30 protein-coding genes are annotated in these 26327 nt (G+C 33.0%); 18 read left to right on the top strand and 12 right to left on the bottom strand.

Annotation, left to right across the window (positions count from 1 at the left end):
* The first annotated feature begins 38 nt into the window (after positions 1-38).
* The 4 genes from H6622_10315 to H6622_10300 all read left to right on the top strand — a co-directional run bounded on the left by H6622_10315 (position 39) and on the right by H6622_10300 (position 5602).
* Positions 39-3476: an Hpt domain-containing protein gene (locus H6622_10315; GenBank protein MCB9061905.1), complete on the top strand. Its 3438-nt coding sequence runs from the start codon at positions 39-41 to the stop codon at positions 3474-3476.
* A 120-nt stretch (positions 3477-3596) separates the two neighbouring features.
* Positions 3597-4607 (top strand): hypothetical protein, encoded by a 1011-nt coding sequence (locus H6622_10310; protein MCB9061904.1) that lies wholly within the window; start codon positions 3597-3599, stop codon positions 4605-4607.
* 363 nt (positions 4608-4970) lie between these two features.
* Positions 4971-5264: a hypothetical protein gene (locus H6622_10305; GenBank protein MCB9061903.1), complete on the top strand. Its 294-nt coding sequence runs from the start codon at positions 4971-4973 to the stop codon at positions 5262-5264.
* Positions 5261-5602: a TraR/DksA family transcriptional regulator gene (locus H6622_10300; protein MCB9061902.1), complete on the top strand. Its 342-nt coding sequence runs from the start codon at positions 5261-5263 to the stop codon at positions 5600-5602. The genes H6622_10305 and H6622_10300 overlap by 4 nt, the downstream gene beginning before the upstream one ends.
* 38 nt (positions 5603-5640) lie before the next feature.
* Here the strand turns inward: H6622_10300 and H6622_10295 are convergent, their stop codons facing one another.
* The gene (locus H6622_10295) at positions 5641-6537 is read right to left on the bottom strand and encodes a LysR family transcriptional regulator (protein ID MCB9061901.1); all 897 of its coding nucleotides are present in this window, start codon (positions 6535-6537) and stop codon (positions 5641-5643) included.
* Between the two features lie 150 nt (positions 6538-6687).
* Positions 6688-7260, bottom strand: coding sequence for a hypothetical protein (locus H6622_10290; GenBank protein MCB9061900.1), 573 nt, complete (start codon positions 7258-7260; stop codon positions 6688-6690).
* A gap of 180 nt (positions 7261-7440) precedes the next feature.
* Between H6622_10290 and H6622_10285 the strand changes: the two genes are divergently transcribed.
* The gene (locus H6622_10285; protein MCB9061899.1) at positions 7441-10620 is read left to right on the top strand and encodes an efflux RND transporter permease subunit; all 3180 of its coding nucleotides are present in this window, start codon (positions 7441-7443) and stop codon (positions 10618-10620) included.
* A 55-nt stretch (positions 10621-10675) separates the two neighbouring features.
* Positions 10676-11200, top strand: coding sequence for a rhomboid family intramembrane serine protease (locus tag H6622_10280; protein MCB9061898.1), 525 nt, complete (start codon positions 10676-10678; stop codon positions 11198-11200).
* Here the strand turns inward: H6622_10280 and H6622_10275 are convergent.
* The 3 genes from H6622_10275 to H6622_10265 all read right to left on the bottom strand — a co-directional run bounded on the left by H6622_10275 (position 11190) and on the right by H6622_10265 (position 14196).
* Complete coding sequence (locus tag H6622_10275; protein ID MCB9061897.1) at positions 11190-12977, bottom strand: AAA family ATPase; 1788 nt, start codon at positions 12975-12977, stop codon at positions 11190-11192. The genes H6622_10280 and H6622_10275 overlap by 11 nt on opposite strands.
* Before the next feature lie 98 nt (positions 12978-13075).
* Positions 13076-13900, bottom strand: a complete 825-nt coding sequence (locus tag H6622_10270) for an IS3 family transposase (protein MCB9061896.1) — start codon at positions 13898-13900, stop codon at positions 13076-13078.
* Positions 13901-13929: 29 nt separating this feature from the next.
* The gene (locus H6622_10265) at positions 13930-14196 is read right to left on the bottom strand and encodes a transposase (GenBank protein ID MCB9061895.1); all 267 of its coding nucleotides are present in this window, start codon (positions 14194-14196) and stop codon (positions 13930-13932) included.
* A gap of 95 nt (positions 14197-14291) precedes the next feature.
* Here H6622_10265 and H6622_10260 point away from each other — a divergent pair, with 95 nt between their 5' ends.
* Positions 14292-14642 (top strand): transposase, encoded by a 351-nt coding sequence (locus tag H6622_10260; protein MCB9061894.1) that lies wholly within the window; start codon positions 14292-14294, stop codon positions 14640-14642.
* Positions 14643-14882: 240 nt separating this feature from the next.
* On the opposite strand, the gene H6622_10255 is transcribed toward H6622_10260, so the two are convergent.
* The 6 genes from H6622_10255 to H6622_10230 all read right to left on the bottom strand — a co-directional run bounded on the left by H6622_10255 (position 14883) and on the right by H6622_10230 (position 18452).
* On the bottom strand, positions 14883-15278 hold the full coding sequence (locus tag H6622_10255) for a nucleotidyltransferase substrate binding protein (GenBank protein MCB9061893.1): 396 nt from the start codon (positions 15276-15278) through the stop codon (positions 14883-14885).
* Positions 15268-15510 carry a nucleotidyltransferase domain-containing protein gene (locus H6622_10250; protein MCB9061892.1) on the bottom strand — a complete coding sequence of 81 codons (243 nt, stop codon included), beginning with the start codon at positions 15508-15510 and terminating at the stop codon, positions 15268-15270. Before H6622_10250 ends, H6622_10255 begins: the two co-directional genes overlap by 11 nt.
* Positions 15511-15764: 254 nt before the next feature.
* Entirely contained in the window at positions 15765-16622 is an 858-nt protein-coding gene (locus H6622_10245) for an IS3 family transposase (protein MCB9061891.1), read from the bottom strand.
* Positions 16619-16885: a transposase gene (locus H6622_10240; protein MCB9061890.1), complete on the bottom strand. Its 267-nt coding sequence runs from the start codon at positions 16883-16885 to the stop codon at positions 16619-16621. The genes H6622_10245 and H6622_10240 overlap by 4 nt, the downstream gene beginning before the upstream one ends.
* 224 nt (positions 16886-17109) lie before the next feature.
* Complete coding sequence (locus H6622_10235) at positions 17110-17994, bottom strand: type IV secretion system DNA-binding domain-containing protein (GenBank protein ID MCB9061889.1); 885 nt, start codon at positions 17992-17994, stop codon at positions 17110-17112.
* Entirely contained in the window at positions 17994-18452 is a 459-nt protein-coding gene (locus H6622_10230; protein ID MCB9061888.1) for a DUF1778 domain-containing protein, read from the bottom strand. The genes H6622_10235 and H6622_10230 overlap by 1 nt, the downstream gene beginning before the upstream one ends.
* A 1088-nt stretch (positions 18453-19540) precedes the next feature.
* Between H6622_10230 and H6622_10225 the strand changes: the two genes are divergently transcribed.
* The 4 genes from H6622_10225 to H6622_10210 all read left to right on the top strand — a co-directional run bounded on the left by H6622_10225 (position 19541) and on the right by H6622_10210 (position 21443).
* Complete coding sequence (locus H6622_10225) at positions 19541-19984, top strand: hypothetical protein (protein MCB9061887.1); 444 nt, start codon at positions 19541-19543, stop codon at positions 19982-19984.
* Positions 19985-20048: 64 nt separating this feature from the next.
* Entirely contained in the window at positions 20049-20459 is a 411-nt protein-coding gene (locus H6622_10220) for a hypothetical protein (protein MCB9061886.1), read from the top strand.
* Positions 20460-20679: 220 nt separating this feature from the next.
* Positions 20680-21027 (top strand): hypothetical protein, encoded by a 348-nt coding sequence (locus tag H6622_10215; GenBank protein MCB9061885.1) that lies wholly within the window; start codon positions 20680-20682, stop codon positions 21025-21027.
* Positions 21024-21443 carry a helix-turn-helix transcriptional regulator gene (locus tag H6622_10210; protein ID MCB9061884.1) on the top strand — a complete coding sequence of 140 codons (420 nt, stop codon included), beginning with the start codon at positions 21024-21026 and terminating at the stop codon, positions 21441-21443. Before H6622_10215 ends, H6622_10210 begins: the two co-directional genes overlap by 4 nt.
* Positions 21444-21553: 110 nt before the next feature.
* On the opposite strand, the gene H6622_10205 is transcribed toward H6622_10210, so the two are convergent.
* Complete coding sequence (locus H6622_10205) at positions 21554-21727, bottom strand: hypothetical protein (GenBank protein ID MCB9061883.1); 174 nt, start codon at positions 21725-21727, stop codon at positions 21554-21556.
* A 126-nt stretch (positions 21728-21853) separates the two neighbouring features.
* On the opposite strand from H6622_10205, the gene H6622_10200 reads away from it, so the two are divergent.
* The 7 genes from H6622_10200 (at position 21854) to H6622_10170 (ending at position 26323) form a co-directional block, all read left to right on the top strand.
* A complete protein-coding gene (locus tag H6622_10200; protein MCB9061882.1) occupies positions 21854-22207 on the top strand; it encodes a hypothetical protein in 354 nt (117 codons plus the stop codon).
* Between the two features lie 215 nt (positions 22208-22422).
* Positions 22423-22728: a hypothetical protein gene (locus H6622_10195; GenBank protein ID MCB9061881.1), complete on the top strand. Its 306-nt coding sequence runs from the start codon at positions 22423-22425 to the stop codon at positions 22726-22728.
* Positions 22729-22731: 3 nt separating this feature from the next.
* Positions 22732-23043, top strand: coding sequence for a helix-turn-helix transcriptional regulator (locus tag H6622_10190; protein MCB9061880.1), 312 nt, complete (start codon positions 22732-22734; stop codon positions 23041-23043).
* A gap of 261 nt (positions 23044-23304) precedes the next feature.
* Positions 23305-24366 (top strand): hypothetical protein, encoded by a 1062-nt coding sequence (locus H6622_10185; protein MCB9061879.1) that lies wholly within the window; start codon positions 23305-23307, stop codon positions 24364-24366.
* Positions 24363-24896: a hypothetical protein gene (locus tag H6622_10180; GenBank protein ID MCB9061878.1), complete on the top strand. Its 534-nt coding sequence runs from the start codon at positions 24363-24365 to the stop codon at positions 24894-24896. Before H6622_10185 ends, H6622_10180 begins: the two co-directional genes overlap by 4 nt.
* A gap of 111 nt (positions 24897-25007) precedes the next feature.
* Positions 25008-25949: a tyrosine-type recombinase/integrase gene (locus tag H6622_10175; GenBank protein ID MCB9061877.1), complete on the top strand. Its 942-nt coding sequence runs from the start codon at positions 25008-25010 to the stop codon at positions 25947-25949.
* A gap of 194 nt (positions 25950-26143) precedes the next feature.
* A complete protein-coding gene (locus H6622_10170) occupies positions 26144-26323 on the top strand; it encodes a hypothetical protein (protein ID MCB9061876.1) in 180 nt (59 codons plus the stop codon).
* Positions 26324-26327 lie beyond the last annotated feature (4 nt).

The following is a 26327-nucleotide window of genomic DNA, read 5'->3' as shown; positions in this document are numbered from 1 at the left end:
TATTAATAGAATTTTATATTTTCAATGAGGTAATTGAAATGCAAGCAAAAAGTAATTTAGGTAAAAAGCAATCTCTTGCAACCAAATTTATCTTTTATATTGTTTTATTTGGAGTTTCTGTGACGATTTTGGTCTCAGCAGGACTCTTGTATAGAGATTACAATACTTATAATTCAGCAGTAAAGAATCAGCTTGATGAAATTGAAAAAAGTGTTTCAAGCTCATTGTCTCAGTCTCTTTGGGACATGAACGAAGAACAAATACAAAACCAATTAGAAGGGATATGGAAATTACCTGATATGGCCTATGCAGGAGTGATATTACCAGATGAGGAAAAAGCGGCATATTTAGTGGGGCAGAAATTAACATCAGGTTTTGTATTAAAAGAAATTGATATTATGAAGACTGGTGAAGACGGAAAAAAATCGACAGTCGGAAAATTAGTTTTAATGGCTTCGTTAGAAGGCGTTGTAAAGCGAATTAAAAATCAGGTTGTAGTTATTTTGGGAACACAGATTCTTCAATCAATTGTTGTTTCAATAATAATTTTAATATTCTTCAGAGGTCTTGTTTCTAAACATTTGTTGAGAATGGCAAATTTTGCTGAATCTTTAGACTTAGATAAGTTGGGAGATGATAATCTGGAATTGGATAGAAAACCAGTAAGAGATGAACTTGGAAAAGTTGTTAGTGCTTTTAATAACATGAAGGGCAATCTCAAAAAATCACATGAGCAATTACAAGAATATGCAGCTACCTTAGAGCAAAAAGTTGAAGAGAGAACAAAGGAAATTGAAGTTGAAAAAGCAAAAGTTTCAAATCTTTTAAATTCTATGAGACAGGCCATTTTCTCAATCGATGCAAATCGAAAAGTCGTTTCTCCTGTTTCGGCCTTCACGTCTACTGTCTTTGGAATGAATCCTGTTGGTAAAGATATTTATGAAACGTTATTTAAAGACCTAGATAGAGAAAGTGAAGAATTTTCTATGCTTAATACAGCTCTCATTTCTATTTTTGGAGAAGATGATCTTCAGTATGAGTTATCTGAAGAAAATCTTACAAATAAATTAGTTTACCGTAAGAATGATGACGAAAATGATGGACAACGAATTTTTTCAATTTCATATAACCCAATGTTTGATAGCAATGGAATCCTTACTAATTTAATGTTTGTCGTAGAAGATATAACCGAATTAGAACGTTTACAAATGGAAATGGAAGAAGAAAAAAGAGTATCTGAAAAGAAAATCCAAATTATCAGAGAGATTGCTTCTAATGATATAGAAGATATTGAAGTGTTTCTCAAAGATGCTCCTCAAATGGTTTCTGATTCACTTATTCTTGCAAAATCATTGCGAGAAGGTGAAAATCTTCAAGAGAATTTGGGTGACCTTTTTAGAACCTTACATACACTAAAAGGAAATTCACGTTCTTATAATTTTGGAGAAATATCTAATGCTACTCATAGGGCAGAAAATTTAGTTAAAAAAGGAACAGATCTCATTTCATCTAATCAAGAAATTGAAGAAGATCTTATCACTGAATTAAATGTTCGCTTATACAATATAAATGCTGAACTTCAGGCCTACAGTGATTTGGCCAATAGAGTTTTTAGAATTGAAAATGAATTTGAAGCAAAAATTCTTCACGGTGCAATAACTCATATGACCCATTTAGATAATCTATTTGGTAAGCATATTGAAGAGTATGAAAGATCTTTCTACGATAAAAACGTATCAATTGATCAAAGAAAAGAACTCTATAATAAATTGATTAAAAATTTACCAGATAATGATACGATGAAAAAAATAAATCGATCCCTTCATAGTTTGAAAGGTGAGTTTAGAAGTTTGAATAAAAAAGAAATGTCAGAGAAAATTTTGAGACTTGAGATTAAATTTGCAAATTTAGAAAATGAAAGATTTGAGACATTCGAAAAAGAGATAATTCCAGAACTTAACGATATCAAACAAGAAATTAAATCTATGTATATAGGACTTGGTCACTCCCATCCTTATTCATTGAAAGTTGATACTTGGATTGGGATTGTCATAAGTCTATATGAATTTACTAAAATGTTCCAAGAAGATATTCTTATCAAAAATAATTTAAAATCACTTTTCAATATGAAACAGATCATCGATAGAGTTAAATCTGATGCTACTAATTTAAAACTTTATTATTTGGAAACAATTGTTTCAGATTTAGAAGAATTTTTATACCCTGATAATTTTGAGACAGAACGATCTTCTAAAGAAATCAATAATCGTTTAAGCTTATGTTGGAATTATTTTGCACTTGTATCTAGACTAATTGAAAATATGAGTGATGATCGACGTGCTGATCATCTCAAAATTTTGAAAGAATTGCCATCGGATGTTAAAAAACTCAAAGCATTCTTTGAAAAAAAGAAATATTTAAAATCAGAAGGAAAATCTCTCATCTTGTCGACTGCAGAAAAAATATGGCATGAAGATGGAAATCCGTATGAGTTTTTTAAGTCAATTGAAAATTATTTCACTAATAAACATCAATCTTTTATTGAAGCTTTTATATTCGAAGATAAAAGTGGGTCTTCTCAACTTAAAATGATGTTTAAAGATCTCAAGGACACTCAGAATTTTTATGAACTTCCTGAAGATATAAAAAATGCAATAGAACAGAAAGATCCAATCGCACTTACTTTAAAAGACTTATTTTCTACCGATAATGGTGGGCATAATAGCTATCGATTTGTTAAGTATATCGATATTATTCAACTTTTAAGAGGCGCAGATAGCAAAGAAGATACAAATGTAGAAATCGCTCACAAAGCACATTTAATGCAAGTCGTATCTGAAAACTATAATAGACTAGGTGAGCTCATTAAAAGTGGAAAAAGTATTGAAAAAATTCAAAGTGCATATTCAAAACTCACAGATATTCCAGTCATGTCATCATTAGGCAAGTACAGTAATATGATAAAAGATATTTCATCAAGATTAGATAAAAAAGTTGATTTTAAAATATCTGGTGAAGATGTAACGATGAATCGTGATAAATTTTTCTTGGTTCAAGACGCCGTTGTTCATATTATAAGAAACTCACTAGATCATGGACTTGAAACTGCTGAAGAAAGAAAAACTCATGGTAAAAAAGATCACGGCCTATTACAAATCATAGGACGTGAAGATAATGGAAATATCATGATAAAAATTTCAGATGATGGACGAGGTATTGATTCTGAGAGAGTATGTCAAAAGGCAATAGAGTCAGGTCTCATAAAAGAAGAAAATGCTAAGAAGATGACCCCTGAAGAGAGATTAAACCTTATTTTTATTCCAAATCTTTCATCTAAATCAGAAGTTAGTGATCTTTCTGGTCGTGGAGTCGGGATGGATATTGTTAAGACAAACGTAGAAAAGATTGGAGGGAAAATAGAAATTGCTTCTAATCTAGGTGTAGGAACATCTATTATTCTTAAAATCCCGGCATAAAAGATGTCAAAATCACAAATTATAAAACTATTTTCAATCTGCTTGGTCTACATTATTACTTCTGTAGTGCTATCAATGAATTTTACTAATTTGTGGCTAATGTTATGTTTAAATACCCTTATGGGATCATTTTTGTGGATATGCTTTTCTTTAGTAAAAAAGGGACATATTCCAAGAGACATAGTTGAGACCTATCTTTTTCCCGTTAAAGAAGAAGAAAAGGTTGAAGAAGATCTTATACAGAAAGAATTTAACCAAAACCTAGAAAAAGAGTTCTCCAAACTTTCTAGTTATATTGACAAGACTGCAGTCTATCTAATCAAAATATCAAAAGATCAAATTGAAATACAGTCGGATGTAAGAAGAAATCAAAAACAGATGTTTGAAGTCATTCAAAGTGTCGATAGTTCAGTCAGAGAAGCAAATCTTTCAAGCAATCATGCAAAACAGGCCGCAGATGAAAGTCAAAAACATATGACTGACTTAAACTCTTCAATTAGCTCCATTTCAGAAATTGAATCAATATTGTTATCGTTTTCTGATGATATAAAACAATTGATAAAAAAAATGTCTAGTATTGAAGAAATAGTTTTTCAATCGAGAATATTAACTTTCAATGCTAATATTGAGGCCGCAAGGGCCGGCGATGCAGGAAAGTCATTTGCAGTTGTCGCTGATGAAATGGGTAAGCTGGCAGGTATTATTGGAAAAGTTTCCATTGATATTCAAGAACAGTTGAAAGGAAGTAATAAAAAACTAGCTGAGATGTTAAAACATGTTCACGAAAAAGTAGGAAGCTCTGTAGAGCTTATTCAAAGTTCACAAGAAAGTTATAAAGAAGTTGTAGATAATATTTATGAACTCTCAGAAAGAATAGGTTCGATCACTAAAACAATTTCAGAGTATAATCAAACGAGTTCAGAAGTAGAAAACGTTCTTAATAAAATTACCCAGGCCTCAGCATCTTTGGGAACTGCCGCAGCTAACTCACAGTTATTATCTTTCAATCTTGATGAAATAAACAATACTGTTCAAGCAGGGCCATCTTATGAGGACATTGAGTCAAACGATATTGAACAGACTAATTCAGATTTAGACACAGAGAGTGAAACACCTTCTCAAGCGGCATAATCTTTTTGCAATTTATTTATAATTTCAGTTAGTTCTACCCTTAAGGGTAATAATAGTTAAATTTCATAAAAACTATATATTTCTATATATCGATTTTATCGAATAAATTATTGAAAAATATATATTATAAGAATTAAAAAATTTCATATAGATTACACCTATAAAACTAAGAGGTGCTTTATGAATAAAATTCTCATGGTACTAATTTGTGTTTTACCTTTGTGTCACTATATATTTGTTCATACATATACAGATTTCAAATCAGCTGAGGGCCCAATTTTTAAGGAGGCCCATAGGGCCCAAGCATTTTAACACTTTATAATTAACGATTGGATCAACAATCGAAACATTAAGGAGGTTATTTTGAAGATTGAAGAAACTAAAATTAAAGAATTAGTGGAATTTGAAACTAAAAAGGTTAAAAGGAAGAGACCTGATCTAGAAGAGATAGATCTTAGTTATAATTTAAATAATGAGGGTCTATTTTGTTTGAAAATTCATGCAAAGACAAAGAATAAAACAATTGTTTTATCTAACAAAGGTTTGGGACCAGAGGCAGCAGTACGTAAAATTTTTAGTAACCTAATTAGAATTTTATCTAAAAGAAAGCACAACAAATCAACTAAATATTTATTTGATTTTAAGGAGGCGATATGAATCACAATAATCGAAAAGAAATTGTTAATTTATGTGAGAAAAAGTTGTTGAACCTTCGAGAGCGCTATGAACATACCCTCGCGATGAATTCTTCATTTCCTGAAGAAAAGGCAGAAGTTATTGATCTGGCCACTCGTGAAATTCAAATGCAAGATTCATCATTACATAGAAGGAGAATGGCCAACCTCCTTCCTGAAATAATAAGTGCCCTTGGTAGAATTCAAAATGGTACTTTCGGAATTTGTGAAATAACTGGAGAATTTATCGAGGAAAGACGACTTCTGGCCGTCCCTTGGACAAGAATAAGTATCAAGAGTCAAACTCCTGAGGCATCGTAAAGCTGATATCCTTTTCAAATTTGCCAGGGTAATAATTATTATCCTGGCAACAATGTTTCGAAATCCTGATTAAGAATAAGTCTAATCGCCGGATTTTCAATCATTCGTTTTCCGTAAATTAAATAGTATTCCACATGTACATCAGCTAATTTTCCAATTTTGACAAGGGATTCATCATGTAACAAATCAATGGTTGTGAATTCTGGAAGAAAAATAACACCTTCACCTCTTGTTGCTAAAATTTTTTGAATAGCAGTGTCTTGAGTTTCAGTGATCAATTTGGGTTTAATTTTTTGAGTATGAAAATATTGATCAACTTCATTTCTGATTTTTGAATGAAGTGTTGGTACGATGCAGGGGGTATTATTTAGCGAAAATGGAAAATCATCATCGAGATAAGTAAACTTTGGAGAAGCGTAAGCATAAATTGGTTTTTTGAGAATACACTTCGAAAAAATATCCTTATGCAAGTAGTTTGAGATTTCATGATCTGAAATGACTAAATCAAGTTTATGACCTAAGAGTTTATTCAATAACCCCGTGGCCGTATCTTCATATATAGATAAGAAGGAATTAGTTTTTTTGTGGGCAAAATCTACGATATCACAAATTAAATGTTTTGGAATACTATCTAGGGCCCCAACACTTAGGTGGAGTTCTTTTGTAAATGATTTGTCATCTATGACTTCTATGAGTTCTTGACCTAGTGAACTTATTTTTGATGCGTAATCAAGTGCAACCTGGCCGGCCTCTGTTAAATGAAGTTTTCTCTTTTTTCTTTCAAATAATTGTACTCCTAAATATTCTTCTAAATTTTTGAGTTGTGAACTAAGTGCTGGCTGTCCAACCTTTAAGCTTTGACTAGCTTTAGAGATGCTTCCTTTAGCAGCGATTTCTTTGAAGTAAATCAGGTGATGATAATTGATCCATTTCATAGGACAACTCCATGTTTTGATTAAACTGAAGACTAAGAGAATATATATATATAACCTTTACAGGAGTCACCTTTAAAAAGATTAAAAAAGATACAAATATAGACAAATCTTCTACGTAACAAGTTTTATAACTTGAAATTTGAATATTATTTATTTGATGTTTTTTAAACCGACAACAATAACGCCATATGTCTCATTGCGCCATGCAACTGGTATCGAAATTTGAATAGAATTGGTTTTAGTACTTTCATCATACTCTAAAGGACCAAAATAAACTCTTCCTTTACCCTTGTTAAAACTTTCAATGAATTTATCTTCATCTCCTTGCCAGTAATCACTTGTGCTTGGATATGAAGCTATTACTGGGCCATTAGCATCACAAAGAAAAATTTCTGAAATTAAATGTTTCTTTTTTTGTACAATATTTTTGAAATAAGTAGCGATTGGATTGTTTTGAATAGAATGTTTGAGCTCTTTTTGCCCCCCATTTATCCATTCCTGATCAATTTTCTTTATTTCACTTAGAGAAACTTTTTTGAGATTTGATTTTTTTACAAATTCAAGAATTTCTGATTTTCTTCCTAATGGCCATAAAATGGGAACCTGTGAAACGATAATACTCTCCATTCTTGGGTTAATCTCTAATACGTCTTTAGAAAAAGACTTATCTATTTGAGCATATTGAAGCACAAATAAGAGCATAAATTTAATGTACAAATTCATATAAACCTACTTGAATATAACCTAACTCATGCATAGTTTAGCGGATCTTTTTCGTCAGTAAAAGCTTAATTTTATTAAACTCAAGAGTAACTTTGAAACTTGATTATAATCAACGCAAAAAGATAAAAATGAATTATAATTTTCTAAAGATTATTAATATTTTTGGCAATAGAGGCGAAGATGAATTTGAGCGTTTTTGGTAAGTTTACAAAATATTTTTTAGAAAATTCTAAGATATCTTTAATTTTTGTATTGTCAATATTCCTTATGGGTTTATTTTCTTATCAGCAAACACCAAAAAAATATAATCCAACAATTGTTGCTCCGGCCTTTTATGTCTCAATTGAAAAGAAAGGCTGGCCTCAAAAAGATATGATGGAGTTAATTGCGAAGCCACTTGAGAGAGTACTTTTTGACATTGAGGGTGTTGAAGATATTTTGATGAATATAAGGGAAGAGGGGAGAGTTGATGCATTAGTTAAATTTTATGTTGGAGAAAAATTACTAGATGCTAAAGTAACCCTTCGTGATAGATTAACTTCTGATATATTTAAAGCACCTGTTGGTGTTAATAATATTATAATTAGAACAATTGACCCTGAAGAAGTTCCAATCTTTGTTGTGTCCTTTAGTTCAGATAAATTAGATGAAGTCGAACTCCGAAAAAAAGTTCAAAAACTGAAAGATAAATTTAATAAAGTAGAAGGACTTTCAAGAATGTCTCTCTATGGTGGGAGTATAGAGGAGTTAAGGGTTGAGGTTGATTTAGAAAAGGCCAAAAAATTTCAAGTACCTTTCGATCGCATTGCTAGTATCATCACTCAAAATAACAATTATTCTTTTGCGGGTCTCATAGAAAATAGTGATACTAATTTCAAAGTTTTCGTAGACAATAAGGCCAATAGTATAGAAAAGTTAGAAAATTTAGTTGTTTACACAAATTATAATGTAAATGTTTATCTAAAAGATATTGCTCAAGTTTATTATACGGCAGAGCAAAGAAAATCTTATATTATTAATTTTAATAAAAAAGACAATACTGAGAGAAAAAACACAATTTACTTAGCTATGGCGAAATACCCTTCTACTAATATTATAACTGTAACTAAAGAGTTTGAAGATATAGTTAAAGAGCTTAAAAATAAGGAAGATATTGATGTGAATGTCGTTTTAAACGATGGGTTTGTCGCGAGTAGAGAAATTAATACTTTACTTTCAAACTTACTCACTTCTATCGTGATTGTCGTAATTGTATTGATTATTTTTCTTGATTTTAAAGCATCGATTCTTGTAGGAGTTACTATTCCTCTTACTCTCTTATGTGTTTTTATTCTGGCCAACTTTTTCGGGCATACAATCAATAGAATTACATTATTCGCACTTATTTTATCGATGGGCCTACTTGTTGATGCCACTACTGTTGTTGCGGAAAATATTTATTCTTGGGTTCGACGGAAAAAATATGACAACTTTCACGACAATATTCTTGGAGCAACTAACGAGGTTGGTGGCGCTCTCTTTATGGCCTCTTTAACTACTGTTGTTGCATTTATACCGATGAATTTTATCTCTGGAATGATGGGCCCATATATGGCGCCAATACCATTTTTTGTACCTGTTGCCATAATATTTTCATTCATCCTTTCGATTTCGATTATTCCTTGGTTATCTACTTATTTATTAAAAAATTTAGAAGGTAGTGAAGAAGAACAAGACGAAGAAAAAGGAATTTTAAAAATTTATTTGAACTATTTGAGAACTATCCTTAAAAGTAATGCCTATCAAAAAGTCTTGTTTTGGGGAATTATTGCTATTATTGGATTTGTAAGTCTTTTTCCAGCATTTAAATTTGTACGTTTTAGAATGTTACCCAAGGCCGATGTTGATCAAGTATATGTTTATATTGATCTAGACAAAAATACTTCTGTTCATAAAACAAAATCAGTTGTCACAAGAATTTCAAAACGTATTGAGAATATTAAATATGTAAAATCTATCGATAGCTTCACTGGGCACGCACCATATTTAGATTTTAATGGGTTATTCAAAGGTGTGGAAAATCGAAATGGACCCCACCAATCAACTCTAAGAGTAAATTTGGATGAAAAATCAACCAGGGACTTAATGTCAGAAGAAATCGCAACGAAAATACGAAAGGAACTAATTAAATTTAAAAAAGAATTAAATCTTGATTTCAAAGTGGTAGAAGATCCACCAGGCCCTCCGGTAATGAGTACAATAAACTTGAAGATACAATCTGAGAACTATGAACTTGCAAAGAACGAGTCCAAGGAATTTTTTGAATTTTTTAAAAAAGTCGAAGGAACTGTTGATCATGATATTTCCGTTACAAAAAAGGAAGTGAAGGAATATATTTTGGAAGTAGACAAATATAAGGCCGTGCAGGCCAATGTTTCTAGCGAAAAGATTATAGGTACGATCAAAACACTATACAGTGGAGATATTGTTAGTGAAGTCATCGGGTTAGGGGCAAGTGATCAGACGTTTATAACTGTTAGAGTAAAACAAGATATAAGAAAAGATATTAAATATCTAGATACAATCACCATTCAAAACGATCATAGAATAAATGTTCCACTGTCGAAATTTATTAAAGTAGAAGAAAGGTCTTTAAAAGAAGATCTCCAAAGAGAGACATTTAATAATACCATTTATCTTACATCTGAAATGGAAGGCCGATCTGTTACTTACGCAAGTGTCGACATACTTATGAAACTATTAGATTACAAACTTAAAAATGGTGATGGAAAAGTTATCGAATGGGATCTCTATCATGTTAAGTATAAAACGAAAGATGGAGAACTAATCACTTTTAAACTTGGTGGAGAGTGGGATCTTACTCTCGATGTATTTTGGGATCTTGGTGTTGCAATGATGTTTGCACTCTTAATTATTTATATTGTTCTTATTGCACAGTTTAAATCATTTTTAGATTCGTTTTTAATTTTACTTACAATTCCTCTGTCTTTAATTGGTATAATGCCTGGTTTTGCTCTTCTTGGCCTTTTTATAGGAGAGTATTTTACTGCAACTTCAATGATTGGTGTAATAGCCCTGGCCGGAATTGCTGTAAACAATTCGATTATTTTGTTAGAATATATAAATCAACATAAAGATATTTATGAACTTGATGATTTACTCGTCATGTCTTGTAAAAGAAGGCTTAAACCTATATTTTTAACCACGCTAACGACGATTCTTGGAGCGGCCACTATTGTGTTTGATCCAGTTTGGTCAGGGCTCTCTTGGGCCATCATAACAGGTTTGTTTATCAGTTCAGTTTTAGTGCTTTTATTTTTTCCGATTTCTTATAAATTAACTATGAAGTTTAGAAAATAAGAAATTACTATTTTTACGCCTCTTCTTTTTATAGAGGTATCGCGGAGATCATCAGTTGAAAAAAAATGTCATCTCGATAGTTTATTTTATTGGTCTCATTTGGATTGGATTTTTTTTGAGTTTTATTATTCCAATTAATAACTTTGGAATTATCCCAAGAACTCTTCGGGGATTAATTGGAATAATTTTGTCTCCATTTTTACATGCAAACCTAAACCATATTTTATCAAATACAACTGCACTGATTGTTTTTACTCCTCTTTTTTCGTTTATAGAAACCAAACAAATCATTTCCAAATTAGGCATATTGATACTCGTATCTGGTTTTATCACTTGGACGATTGGCGGGAGCGGAGTACATATCGGAGCATCAGGTCTAATCTTTTCTCTATATGGTTTTCTGATTAGTTTGGCCTATTTTCAACGAAAATTTTCATATTTCGCTTTATCATTCTTTATCTCTATATTTTATGGATATATGATTTTTGGAGTTTTCCCTATAGAAAAAGGTATTTCCTGGGAGGGACATCTTGGTGGACTCATTGCAGGAATTATCTATGCAAAATATCTTAAAAAATAAAATCTTCCTCAATCAATGTATTGAGTTCTTCTTTTGACAAATTTTTTGTTTTCTTCAAATCAATCATTCTGTTTGCATGCTTTTTATAGGAATTTTCGAGCAAATTCCTCGTAGTTCGAGCATTTCCAAAATGCATTTTACTTCTTTGTTGAGCGATCAAATGTCCTAATTGGTTTTTTGCTTTGTCATCTAGGACATAGTTTTTTTCATTGGCCATAGACTGAGCAATTAATATTAATTCCTCATCAGTAAAATCCGGAAAATTTAGAGTTCGGTTAATTCGACTGTTTAATCCAGGGTTTGATTTTAGAAAAACATCCATTTGTTCTGGATAACCGGCAAAAATAATAACCAATCTATTTCTAAAATCTTCCATATATTTTAATAGAGTATCAATGCATTCCAATCCAAAATTGTCGCTGTGTTCATTTCGAAAGAGAGTATAGGCCTCATCAATAAATAAAATGCCTCCTAATGCTCTTTCTATGGTTTCTTTTGTTTTAATTGCAGTTTGTCCTACAAAAGGTGCAACTAATTGGGAACGATCGACTTCTACTAGATGACCACTTGAAAGTAAGTCTAAATTTTTAAAAAGTTCTCCTAAGATTCTAGCAACTGTAGTCTTACCAGTACCTGGATTTCCGGTGAAAACCATATGAAGTCCAATTTCAGGTAATGCATTTGGAGACCTTAGTTTGGAAACCTCAACAAAGTTCGCTAGTTCACTTATTTCAGATTTGATTTCATTAATTCCAATTAATCGATTTAATTTTTCCATTGGCGAATTAACTTGCTTATTTTGTTGATTAAAATCATCAAAATCTCCCTGGTCAAGTGGAGAAAAAGTAAAGTCAGAAAAAATTAATGTGGACAGTTCATCCTTAGAGAAATCGGTTTTATTTTCATTTGTAAGTCTGACACTTTGTTGAACAATTCCTCTATCAATGACATTTCTCACTTCTCTAGCATTTCCAAATGATCTTTCTTTTCTAAGTTTTGAAATTTCTTTTATCGCCATAACGATGTTTCTGGCATCAGTTTTTAAACCAGGATTTAAATGCAGAAAGTTTTGCATTTCTTCTTTGTAACCTGCAAGAATAATAATAATTCTACTTCGATTATTCTCTATTAAACTAATAAGTGTATTTATACATTCCTGGCCAAATTGGTCATTTTCATCAATTTTAAGAGAGTAGGCCTCATCAATAAACAGGACACCATCAATGGCCTGGTTAAATACTTTTGTCGTTTTTTCTGCGGTTTGCCCACTATATTTCGCAATAAGATCATTTCTACTCACCTCAACGAGGTGCGCTTTTTTAAGAAATCCAATTTTTTTAATTTCTTGAGCAAAAAACCTTGCAAACGTAGTTTTCCCTGTACCAGGGTTTCCAAAATATACACAGTGCAAAATTACAGAAACTTCTTTCATATTTTTTTTGATTCTTTCTCTGTTCAATTTAGAAAGTGAAATAATTTCATTAAGTTGTCTTTTGGCCGTTTCTTGTCCAATAAGGTCACTAATATGAATCTCTTCTTGTCTATTTTTTTTAGTGTCTTCCAATACTGGAATAATGACTTCATTTCCAGTCAACCTTGCAAAATCAAATGATGAATTCAGTCCATCTTTGCTTTTCAAATAAGGATCTCCACCATATTTGAGAAGCAATTTGATAATATCCAAATTATTTATTTTCGTTGCATACATTAAGGGAGATATTCCTGCTAGATCAATTTGGTTTGGTTTTGCATTCTGTTGTAGAAGTAATTCGACCATTGGCAGATTTTCACTAATCGTGGCTATTTTAAGAGCAGTTGTAAGACCATGATTTATTGCGTTAACATTAGTGACCTTAAACCATTGACTAGTCCAGTCTAAAGATGAGTTGCACTGAGTCTGTGTTGTACATCTTCTCGTTCCTTTTTGACAAATTCTTTAGGTGTTAAATATTTTAATGAACTGTGTATTCTCTCTTCATTGTATTCTTTTCTCCAGCTTTCAATTACAACTCGAGCTTCAGCCAAAGTCGAAAACCAATTTTGATTCAGACATTCATCTCGAAAACTACCATTAAAACTTTCAATATAAGCATTATCAGTTGGTTTTCCTGGACGAGTAAAATCTATTTCAATATTATTCCTGTAACTCCACTCCAACATGGCCTTAGATGTAAATTCAGGCCCATTGTCTACTTGAATTCTTTTTGGTTTTCCATGTTGATTGATCATTCGATCAAGTTCTTTGGTTACAATTATTCCTGAGATTGAATGATCAATATAAAAACCTGGAGAATACCTTGTGAAATGATCTATAACTGTCAATATTCTAATCTTTCTTGAATTTGCAAGTGAGTCTGAAACAAAATCCATAGACCAAACTTCGCCCCCTTTAGATGCCGAAGGTTTTACTATCCGTGGAAAAAATTGTTTTTTCTTTTTTCGTTTCAATTTTAAAGAAAATCCCTGCTCAAAATAAATTCTTTGGGTTCTCTTGCGATTTTGAACTATTCCTTCTCGGTTTAGAATCACATGAACTCGTGGATATCCATACCTTCGATGTTTATGAACAATTTGTTGCATTCGATTAATAACAATTTGGTCATTCTTAATCAAAGTTAATTCATATCGATAGCTTGATCTGTTAATATCTAAAACTTGGCACGAATGCCGCTCACTGACCCCAAACTTATCAATGAGCATTTTAGCTGCATTTTTCTTTTGTTTGGGCCTTAAAAGTTTCCCTTGGCAACTTCTTTGAGCATTTGGTTATCTAAACTTAAATCAGCAACGAGTCGTTTTAAACGTCGATTTTCCTCTTCAAGACTTCTTAGTTTTTTAGCATCAGATACCTGCATCCCGTGAAATTTTTTCTTCCACTTATGAACTGTTTGCTCGGCCATTCCATATTTGCGTCCAAGTTCTTTTGCTGGTATTCCCGATTCATATTCCTTCAAAATTTTGAAAATCAATTCTTCTGAAAATTTTTTGCCTTTCATTTTATTGTCTCCTTGTTTAGTTTTTAACACAGTGAGACTCACTCTGAGAATGGACTAAATTTTGGGTTTATGGTGTCAATTCTCACGCGAATCCAATTGATTTTGAAATTACTGAGGGGCAAGTTCATGATATAAAAATGGCACCAGAACTTATAGAAAGAACTCCTCATAGTACTTATACTATTGCTGATAAGGGGTATGATGGTGAATATCTTCGTTGGGTAATCAGAGGAACAAAATCAATTCCAGTAATCCCCAGGAAAGAAAACTCGAAGATTGGAAACACTAATTTAGACAAAACGGCCTACAGAGAAAGATATAAAGTAGAAAATATTTTCGCTAGGTTGAAGCACTACAGGTCCATTGCAACTAGGTTTGATAAACTCAAAAGAAATTACAAACCCATGCTTTCTTTGGCATGTGCTTATATATGGTTAAAACTTTGATGCGAGGCCGGGAATTCTGGACAGCCCCTAATAAAGGAAATTATCAAAGCTATCAGGTGTCAGCTTGAATGCCGAGAGTTTTGTCCGGAATTAGGGGGTTCAATACTGTCTGTAAGCAGCTCCAGAGGCGGGCCTATGGCCATAAGATCTTTTACAATTATCGATTGAGAGTTCTATATGCCTGCTCATAAAGGCTGAGTGCGGTGTGTTCCACCATGAAGTGTGTAGAGTCTCAAAATATTACCTGCTTTTAAGTCTTTGCAGAGTATCTTTGAGTAGGGTTCTGTGTTGATCTTGAATTCTCTTCACCACTTCTTGTGAGAGTTTATCTCTGTAAGTATGACTCATAAGATTACGATCATCGAGCATCTGAAGCCAAGCTTTTTCTTCTTTCTCACCTTGAATAAGGTTGAGTTTGAATGCCTGTTTGAGAGACGATTTTGGCCCTCCGGCCTCAAACCCTTCATCTGTGGCAATTTTTTGAAAAGTCTTCCAGGCCAGTTCGAACGTAAATTCAAAGGCCCTAATAATTCCTGAGCGATCACGATCATTTTGAATAGGGTGTGCAAGATACTCTTCAAGCTTATTATAGGCCTTTTCAAAGTTATCGATAGAATTTTTAATTTTATTGTTCATAGTAGATGATTTCCTCTTTTTGAATAGATTCTATAATGGAATCATCAGCTTCGTCTAAAATGACAAGGTCAAGCTCTCTTAGAGTTTGAAAATAGTCATCCACACATGATTTAAATACTGGCCAGTTTTCCGGTCTCTGGTCAAATTCAAACGCCAAATCAATGTCAGATTTTTCTTTCTGATCACCACGAGCAAAGGAACCAAATAGAATAATCTTTTTTAGGATCTTCACGATTAAAGGTGGGTAAATAATTCTATATGATGCTTCATCCCACAAACTCTAAGAGAATTTTAATAACCACAAAAAAATTCTTAAGGAGTCTGAAATGAATGAAGCATCAAGGTATAGTTTAGCAAATTATTTATCATTACCTGAACTAGAAATTACTGCTATTAACCCTTATCAAGGTTGGATGTATTGTCAAAGTAAACTTGACCATTCTGTTTGTCCCCATTGTTTGACCTTAAACCATTGACTAGTCCAGTCTAAAGATGAGTTGCACTGAGTCTGTGTTGTACATCTTCTCGTTCCTTTTTGACAAATTCTTTAGGTGTTAAATAATTTAATGAACTGTGTATTCTCTCTTCATTGTATTCTTTTCTCCAGCTTTCAATTACAACTCGTGCTTCTGCCAATGTAGAAAACCAATTTTGATTTAGACATTCATCTCGAAAGCTACCATTAAAACTTTCAATATAAGCATTATCTGTTGGTTTTCCTGGACGAGTAAAATCTATTTCAATATTATTCCTGTAACTCCACTCCAACATGGCCTTAGATGTAAATTCTGGCCCATTATCTACTTGAATTCTTTTTGGTTTTCCATGTTCTTTTATCATTCGATCAAGTTCTTTGGTTACAATTATTCCCGAGATTGAATGATTAATATAAAAACCTGGGGAATACCTTGTGAAATGATCTATAACTGTCAATATTCTAATCTTTCTTGAGTTTGCAAGTGAGTCTGAAACAAAATCCATAGACCAAACTTCGCCCCCCTTCGATGCCGAAGGTTTTACTATCCGTGGAAAAAATTGTTTTTTCTTTTTTCGTTTCAATTTTAAAGAAAATCCCTGCTCAAAATAAATTCTTTGGGTTCTCTTGCGATTACGAACTATTCCTTCTCGATTTAGAATCACATGAACTCGTGGATATCCATATCTTCGATGTTTATGAACAATTTGTTGCATTCTGTTAATAACAATTTGGTCATTCTTAACCAAAGTTAATTCATATCGATAACTTGATCTGTTAAAATCTAAAACTTGGCACGAATGCCGCTCACTGACCCCAAACTTATCAATGAGCATTTTAGCTGCATTTTTCTTTTGTTTGGGCCTCAAAAGTTTCCCTTGGCAACTTCCTTGAGCATTTGGTTATCTAAACTTAAATCAGCAACGAGTCGTTTTAAACGTCGATTCTCCTCTTCAAGACTTCTTAGTTTTTTAGCATCAGATACCTGCATCCCGTGATATTTTTTTTTCCATTTATGAACTGTTTGCTCGGCCATTCCATATTTGCGTCCAAGTTCTTTTGCTGGAATTCCCGATTCATATTCCTTTAAAATTTTGAAAATCACTTCTTCTGAAAATTTTTTGCCTTTCATTTTATTGTCTCCTTGTTTTATTTTTAACACAGTGAGACTCACTCTGAGAATGGACTAAATTTTGGGTTTATGGTCAATTTTAAAATCCTTTTTCGATTCAAATAATCAATCGGTCAGGTTTTAGGTGAGAATTAGCTTTATTGCCTATTAAATCAGGTGGTTAGAAAATTCCGGTGAGAAGTACTAAAGTACCCTCTCCCTGCGATAGTTGTAAACGCTGTTGGTTAATATAATTGGCAGAAAGAGGGTGGTGATGTGAAATCACATGATATTTCTAAGAGGCAATAATTGCAATTACTTTCAGAAATTAGTGAATCACTTAATGAATACACAATAATGGCCGAAAAATGTGAAAACAAGCAAGTTTTCTTAACGACCTCCCACCCTCGTATTAAAACGGAGAATTTTGAATGCCGATTAAATATCAAATCTGTTTCTGGATTATAAAACTTTGCAATATAATCACCCTTAAAGTCATAAATGATAGATTTTTCTTTTCGCTCAATTATTTTATCAATCGCTCTCGAGAAAACCTGAGACTTACCAGCTCCTTGCTTTCCAATGACAAAAAAGTGTCGGTTTTCGCATTCAAATGGAATGCTTATTAGCTTGTTAAGAGAAATATTTTGCTTTGATTTCTTAATTTTTTTGGAAAACTTTTTCTCACTGATGACTTCGGTTCCTCCAAGATGAACGTCGGCCATCTGCTTAGCAGATTTTCTTTTGAATACAAAAAGGATAAATGGCAATATGAGCCAAATTAGAAAAGACTTCACGAAAAATTTCAAAACCTCCAGATTGTAGTGGCCGTAAAGTTTTCTATAGGCATGAGAAAATTGTCCTGCTGTTAAGGAATAATTTCCAATTTCAAAGTGCTTTTCTTCGTTTAAGTAGGGGATAGTATCGATAATTTTTGCGATATGGCATTTTAGATAGATGGACTTAGCATTTTCAATATGATCGTCCATTCCAATAAAATGAATCAGGTTAGTCATAATTTGCAGTACACCAATTACAACTGCAAGATAGCTGATCATTTTGATTTTCATTCTTAAGTCAGTCCAAAATGTTTCAAATGCCTTGAAGGCCTTTGCGTTTGAGTTACTCATTACTGTAGTCCTTGATCTTCTTTGTGCATCAGGTTGTATGTTTCATCCACATACTTTTTGTGCTCGTCTTTGGGAATGTATTTTCTGTATCCCTCGGAATTTGGATCATATTTTTCAATCAAAAATCGAAACATTTTGCTTAGAATAAAATTGTTAGAAAAAACATATTTAGGAAAAAAGTCGCTCATTTCTAGCAGCTTTTTTTGATCATTTTGAATCTCTAATGAAAGTTTTCTTTGCTCTTTTTGCTCAGTTTTTAGTTCTGAAATTGAATTTAATATTTCATTTTGTGTTTCAAAAATTTTTGAAATATGTTCTAAAAGAGCTACCTCTTTTCCATTTTTTAAACCGGAATCGATTATAAATTGTGTAAGAGACTGATTATTTTTTTTTGCATTTTCTTCTAAAATTTCTTTTTCTTCGTCTGTTAACTTAATGTTTATCTGCGTCTTTTTCATGTAAATCTCCTGTGCTGTCGGACTCTTTGAAATCATTGGGTTTATATGGGTTTTGTATAGCGTTTTTCTATACGGTGGGCGTTTTTGCGTATATACGTTCTATAATCTCTCAAAGGACTACTATTATTAGCTTTCAAGATATTTGTACGGCAAAATGCCATACGATTTTCTAGAAAAGCAGCCCCACCACGAGGGGGTGGGGTGTGGCCTGCTTCGGTATTATTATTGGTATTGGGTACATAGTTTATAAGCTTATATCTTGTTTGAAAGGCCGTAAGAAAAAATAATGGATCAAATTTTCTACCTCAAAAAAGCGAACATAAATAATAGATTTTATAGGATGTCACATGTGATGAACAGTGATCGAGATACTATTATTGATTAATCTACCTTCCGTGTTGGAACTTCGATGTTTTCCTATAAAAATCTTTGAATTTTTATCAGTACGTAAGAGATTAACTCCACAAGGTTCCACGACCTAAAATCCAAAGTCACGTTTTTTCCTCCTAATTTTGGAAACTTACAGAAGAGGGTATGTAAAATTTGAGAGATAGTTGCGGAGAATGTCGCTTACTTATATCAAATCTGTAATATAGGTGTCATTGCGAAAATTTCAGTTGAAATTTCTAACCACCTAAAAATAGATTTTTCCAAGCCACCTGAAATTTCTTTGAAATTAAATTTCACTGAAATTTCAAGCGAAGTCTTGAAAAAGCTTGGGATTATTTTTAGGTTTCAAAAAAAAGTGAGGATGGAAGTCACCACCAAGTTTCTCTCCACCCTCACGCGAATAACACAATATAAGACTTGCGACCCGCATAGGGCTTCCTATCACAAGGAGACTATGTGGGCCAGATCCTAATTTACCCATAGAATAGGGAGAAGTAATGTTGTCAAAACATATTCAATTACTTGATTTTGAATTGATTTTTTACATTCATGTAAAAATGAACATGTCTAAGTGGTCTTGCTTGATCCAGTGAGTTATTTATGGTTAATAGATATTGTTTAAAAATATTAACTTTTAAAAGGGTAAGTCATTTGACCCTTAGACAGGGTTTTTGGTCTTATTTTTTTGGAGATTTTTAATGAAGTATTTCATTCTTTTTGTATTGTTTTTCAAAGTATCTACACCTGTAATTGCAGCAAAACTGCCAAGGGCCTGTGAAGAAAATTTTGTCGAAAAGGATACAAAGTTAATACTTTATAAATCAATTGTTTCAAGAAACAATGAAAAGCAACATCTTGATCTCAATGAGTTTGAAGTGTTGAGATTGGAAATGATGAGACTCGCTAGTCAAAACAAGAATTTCAATAGAAAAAAGGAAAGTTCTCAATTCCAGGAACTGGAGGATCTTCTAGATTCGATGGAGCTTGAGGGTCTCAAGATATTTGTCATGGGTAATAATGACGTTGATAAGACAAACTTCATCCACAGACTCACAAATTCAGATGCAATGGTAAAACCAAGTGATAATGTTTTACCACATTTTGTCTATTACACTTCAGAAAATACATCTAAAAGATCCTAAGTCAAACAAACAATTTGAAACAGATATTCCTATCGATTCATACAAAAGTAATTAGGAGAACAAAGTGTTAATTTTAACCCAGATTTCATTAAGTATATATGGTGATAGCTTTTCTCCCTCTAAAATTAAAGAGTCAGAAGATCTTAAATTTGATAACAAAAATGAAGTCGGTGATATTGGAAAAAGAGGAAGATACAAAGGGAAACCGATTCCCTATGGTGGTGCGAGTTTGTATATAGAAAAGAAGTTTCCTGTTAAAGAGAAAGATGGTGATGAACTTATTCCTTCTTCATTTCTAGATTTAATTGAAAACAATATGGATAGTTTTAAAAATGCTGGTGGAACAGATATTGAGTTACGCTTAAGTATCTTCTGGAAAGATCAATGTAATTTTGATTTTAGTCCTGATTTGATAAAAAGAATTGGTAATTTAAATATTCCCTTTTTGATATCCTGTTATGATGATGACGAATAATCAAAAAGAATAAGGACTAACTCTTTAAAACAGGTGTTATCTCTACAAGATTCTAAAAACGATCCAAAAAATGGACCTCATATTTAGCTGAAATGGCCATTTTCGAGGCCTACCCTAGTCCTTGTATAGGCGAAAAAATCAACTATTGACGGGTTTTTAGTCTAAATATAAGAGATGGTTAATATATTGACTATAGTTAAAGTATGTGGTACTGTGCAGTATGGACGAAATCATAGGAAGATTCAAGACACCTGGCGGGCTATCTGTTCGTGTATCTGTGCAAGCTTTAAAACATGCCCTTGAAGGGCATCCAGAAGTGACTGCAGAAAAGATTGAGCAGGCACTTCAGAAACCCCTAGAGGTGCGTGCAAGTAGGCATAGTAGTAAGGCGTGCTTGTTTTACTCCTTTGAGTACTTTGATGAATTTGGAGTTAGAGTATTTTTCTGCGTAGTAGTCGAAGTATTAGCTCCTGGAGAAGGAAACATGGTAACAGCTTATGAAACAGAGAAATTAAAAAAAGGTGAGACGCTTTACAAATCACCCATTAAAAAAAGAGGTAAACTATGAAGATAGATTTTAACTCAAAGACAAACTTACTTTATTTTTACTTTAAAACTGGTGTCCCTAACAGAGGAAGAGAAACAGAAAATGAGGATATATTAGCATTTGTTCAAAAAGGTACAGATGATATTATTGGATATGAAGTTGATGGAGCTTATCAAAATTATAATTACATGATGAATCATCTCAAACTTTCTCTTAAAGAGAAACTTGCAATTACATTAGTTCTTGAGCGCTCGAAGGCCGGAAATTCACAAGAAGAATTTGCAGAAATTCTTGGTATTGGATTAAGCACATACAAGAGCATTGAAAAGGCCATGGCGAATACCGGAATTGAAACACTTGAAAAGATTCTGGAAATACTTCCAAGTAATCGCTTAAAAGGGATTTTCATCTCAAAGCAACACTCGCAATCGGCCTAAAAAGTCACAAGACAAAAACAGTTATACAGCGTTACTGTAAAATGGCATGGCCTTCTTGGAGTTGTTCAGCGAGGGCGTGTTCACTTTTTTAGTATGAATATTTCTATTTCCTATCTTTTAAATTTAAACATGAAATCTAAACATTTTGAACAGTATATATTTTCTCCAATAATATCTCCCATAGAAAAGTGAAACCGTACACGACATTCATCACAGAAAGTGTATTGCCGCTCTATAGGAACTTCGAAGTGTTTGATATAATCAGTAATTATTTTGTTTCTCATTCACTCTTTTTGTCAGAAAACACAAAAAATTGCCACTAGGTATTTGCAAAATATCACTATTGAAATGAGTTCAAATCTAACACCAGGAAGTTAGAAAAATGGACAAAAACACCTTATAATAGTGCTATGAAATCAATACACTCTTTTATGAAGTGCGGGAAGAAGAAAATTTATTCTTCTGAGTCATTTGCACGCAAGAAACTCAGATGTCTTGAAAATAAGATTCTCGATGATATTTCATTAGAACAGAAATCAAATATATTAGAAGAAATGGCAGAACTATTTTTGTCACTCGAAGAATACTATTTTGCCAATGTGGCAATCCAGAGAGCACTAGAATATTCAGAAAAAAGTGCGACTTCTGCAAAATGTTACATAGGCCAACTATTTCTCTTTTCCCAAATTCTCTTCGCTGAAAAAAGATATTGTGAGGCTATTAATGTATTTGTACTGTCTACAGAGTTGTTGTCAAAGTATTAAAGTGTTATTTCTACAAGATTCTAAAAGCGAATCAAAAAATGGACCTCATATTTAGCTGAAATGGCCACATTCGAGGCATGTCCTAGTCTTGGTATAGGTGAAATATCGTCTCTTTTCAGCAATTTGCATAATATATACGTGTTGAGTTATATTTAATTATAAGTTATAATATATAATAACTTATGGTTTATTATAACCTTAATGAAGGACAAGGAATGTCATGGAAAGTACGATTTACAAAGGACGTGGAAAATAAGCTCAAAAATGACTTCAAAAGAGGGAATATCACCATTGAAGACATTAAGATAATTAAGGTTTGGAGAAATCGTATTGAACAGTTTGGGCCAGAAAAAATTAGAGAAATTCCTGTCTATGATGACCATAAACTGGACAAGCAGTGGAAAGGGTATAGGTCTTCTTGTTTTAGTAGCAGTGGCAGGATTATCTATAGAATTATCGATGATGAGATCATTGTAGAAGTTGTGAGAATCACCCCAGACCATAATTATGGGAAGGAGTAAAAAATGAAAGATATTTTAGATCTGCTTGTGCCAGAAGATTCAACGTCAGGTGAAATCGTTAGGGCCTATAGAAAATGTTTTGGCATGACTTTAAAAGACCTTGAAAAACTAACAGGTATTAAAATGAATAATCTTAGTGCCATTGAAAATGACCGTGTTGAATTAACGGTAAAGTCGGCCTCAAAAATTGCAGCGGCCCTTGGGTCACATCCGCAAGACTTGTTATTTCCTAATGGGGATTTTAAAAAGAGTAAAGATATTAAAAAAATAGAGCGTTCTCGGGAGAAATTTTTACGTCAAAAAGACGCAATATAAAAACAGTTATATTGCGTTCCAGAAAAATAGCCTCTATGAGATATAGTATTTATTATGACTTATAGAAAATACGCAAAAGGGGAGTCCTTGATTTGTAGAATTGTTTGGGGTTTTAAACGTATTTTGTTTTCACGACTTCTTCTTAACCTTTCGAAAGTTAGTAGAATATAATTCATCTGTGAAATAACTTCATCTCACTTTGTGCTCTCCTGTGCAGTTGTGTTATTAAGAACTATTAGATTTTTTATTGAGGAGTTTCGATTGAGTATTCTTGGGAAAAAACTAGGTTATTACGCCATTCACGAGGTTCAACCAGGTGAAACTCTGTCTCAGATCATTGTTGATCACTTTAAAGATCTTAATCCAAAGTATAGACCACGTTTAGACTGGGCAGGAATTAAGGAAATTATTGAAATTGTTCAACACAATAATCCAGAAATCAAAGATCCTGACAAAATATCTACTTGGCAAATTATTGATCTTTCCCTCTATAAAAAACGTCATTTTGAAATCTTCTCTCAAGGTGAGCGAACTTTAGTAAAGAATGAAATTCGGAATGCGCTCCAAAGTGAGGTGAATTATCTAAATAGTAATTCTCATCTTTTTTCTTTTTTAAATAATAACACCGAGCCTAAAAAAAGCGAAGGTATTGATTGGATAGGTCTTGGACTATCCGGAGCTCTCGCATCTACAGAAAATTTTTATGAACAGTATTCACATGGAATAAAGCAAATCCAAGACGCATTAAACAATGGGCATTACACTTATAAAGGTGGCAGCAATAATTTTCAAAAGGCTCTGCAAAATGCGATTAAGTCTGGGAAAGTTAAACAAGAAATCTCAAAATTAAGTAATTTTATTACAAGTCGAGTTAGAGGAGAAGGAATTTGGGACTCAGTGAAATCTCTAAGGAAAACAGTAGTTATTCCTGATTATCTAAATGGACAAAAGGTCGCAGGATACCTAGAGCGCTCATTTAAAGTTCTTAGAAACTCGAAGTACATCAAACCTTTAGCAGGCTGGGGAGTAGAAGTAGTTTTAGGAATTGGAAAAGTTTGGACTGAAAAGGAAAACAAAATCAGAGTGGCATTTGGACAAGGTGGTAATATCGTATTAGGAGGACTCGCTGCTCAAACTGCAGCGTATGTTACTTGTAATATGGTTTTCAGCCTCCCGACTGCTGGCACAAGCGGTATCGTATGTGGTTTTGTAGTTGCTGGTTTAGCAGGAGCAGGAGGTAGCTACTATGGGGAAAAAATAGGTGGAGGAGTATATGACGGTGGTAAATTCATATACGATACTACAAGGAGTTATTTGTATTGAGCCTTGAGAATATTTTACTAATTATTGGCGGAATATGTACTGCTTATTATGCATTAGGAGTTCCGTTTTTTTGCTGGATCTATCTAGATAAAAAGTATCCCAAAATCAAAAAAAGCATACTTTATGATACTACTGGTGCCAAAATGTATGCATTTAGTAAAGTTCACCACCGTTATCAAGGATATATAACGATATTCCTTTTCAATGATCAAACAAAACAAAAAAATAGAAATCGCCTTTCTCATTTTCTTGAACCTAGTATAGATTTTAAAGAATTGGTGCAAATAGGTAAATGGGAAAAGACATTTGGAGTTCTTAATATTTTCTTTTATGTCCTATGGCTAGGTAGTGTTTTTGTGTTTTATATCGTCTCTGGTGGGCCACCATTTAATTATCTATACGGAATTGATGTCGAAATTAGTCCTCTTATGAGATACAAGTTAGGTCTGGCCTGCGTTGGTATTATTATTGGTATTGGGTACTTAACTTACAAGCTTATATCTCGTTTTAAAGGCAGTCAGAAAAAATAATAGATCAAATTTTTCTCTAAAAAAGAGGGAACATAAAGTCAATTATGTTAGGTATTGGCCTATAAAAATTTGTATGTTAAAATTAGTTATAACTTTCAACCGGTACTGTTCATGGATAATTTGATCATTTTGGATTCAGAAAATTCAGTTGTTAAAAAGCAAAAAACGGACATGGCCACTACAGTATCTACCTTTTTAAAAAACTTTCTCTCTGAAAATACACGTTGTGCCTACACCACAGATTTTTACGATTTTGCGGCCTTTTTAGAAGTTAGGAATATTCGGTTAAATGGCCCACATGAAATAACGAAAGACCACGTAATTGACTATAGAGATTCAATTATTAATCATTATGCCCCAAACACTGTCCACAGAAAACTCTCTAGTCTATCTTCACTTTTTAAAGAACTCATAAATGCCAAGCTTATGGATGAAAACCCGGCATTAGGGGTTAAGAGGCCAAAGGCGAAATCAATTAGGCCAAAAACTGGGCTAAGTGATTCTGAGCTAGAAAGCATCTGTGAATTTTATGATGGTGTAACCACGCAGTCTTTACAAAATAAAACGATTCTTACGTTCTTGGCCTACACTGGATGCAGAATAAGTGAAGTCGTTAATGTGCGCGTATGTGACATACGAACAGAAAATGACATAAAAGTAGTCATTATTAAAGGCAAGGGTTCAAAAATAAGAAAAATTCCGCTCCACCCTAAGCTTTGGAGTACATTAAAAGAATTAATGAGAAGACGAGAAAAAATTGAAGATGATTATATTTTTACGGCCGTCAAAAAAAGGCTGGACTCCCCAATCAGACGTGAATCTGTCCACGAAATGCTTAAAAAGACTCTCTTGGCCCTAGATATGGATATTGATAAGACATTACATTCGTTTCGCAGAGGGGTGATTTCAAATCTTTTGGAAAATGGACACAGAATTGAGTCTGTTGCTGAAGTTTCTGGGCATTCGAACATTAATACCACTAAGGGTTATCTGGTGCGAGAAGAAAAAATCGAAGATAACCCCCTACTCTCGCTGAATTTTAAGAAATCTTAGGAGAATTATCTTCTAAGAATTTCTGAAAAAGTATTTTGTAGAAATTCTTCAGTGACATCATCGACGTTTTCAATGGGAACACGAATGAGCTGGATATTGAAATTATCAAGGGCCTCATTTTTTTGCCTTTCATTTTATTGTCTCCTTGTTTTATTTTTAACACAGTGAGACTCACTCTGAGAATGGACTAAATTTTGGGTTTATGGTCACACTCTCAGTCTATGGGACAGTGGCAAGGCGGGTCAGGCGGTGGAGCTTTTAGAGGTGGAACTTATTCTTGGGGAAATAAATCCGGTATTTACGGACTATCAACAAACTCTCTGTCAACATATACTGCCGCAGATGTTGGTTTTAGATGCGTGTATAGACCCTAGAAAA

It is taken from the genome of Halobacteriovoraceae bacterium, assembly GCA_020635115.1.
Taxonomy (GTDB): Bacteria; Bdellovibrionota; Bacteriovoracia; order Bacteriovoracales; family Bacteriovoracaceae; genus JACKAK01.
Note: the sequence above shows the minus strand (reverse complement) of the source record. Positions and strands in the feature narration are given on the sequence as shown.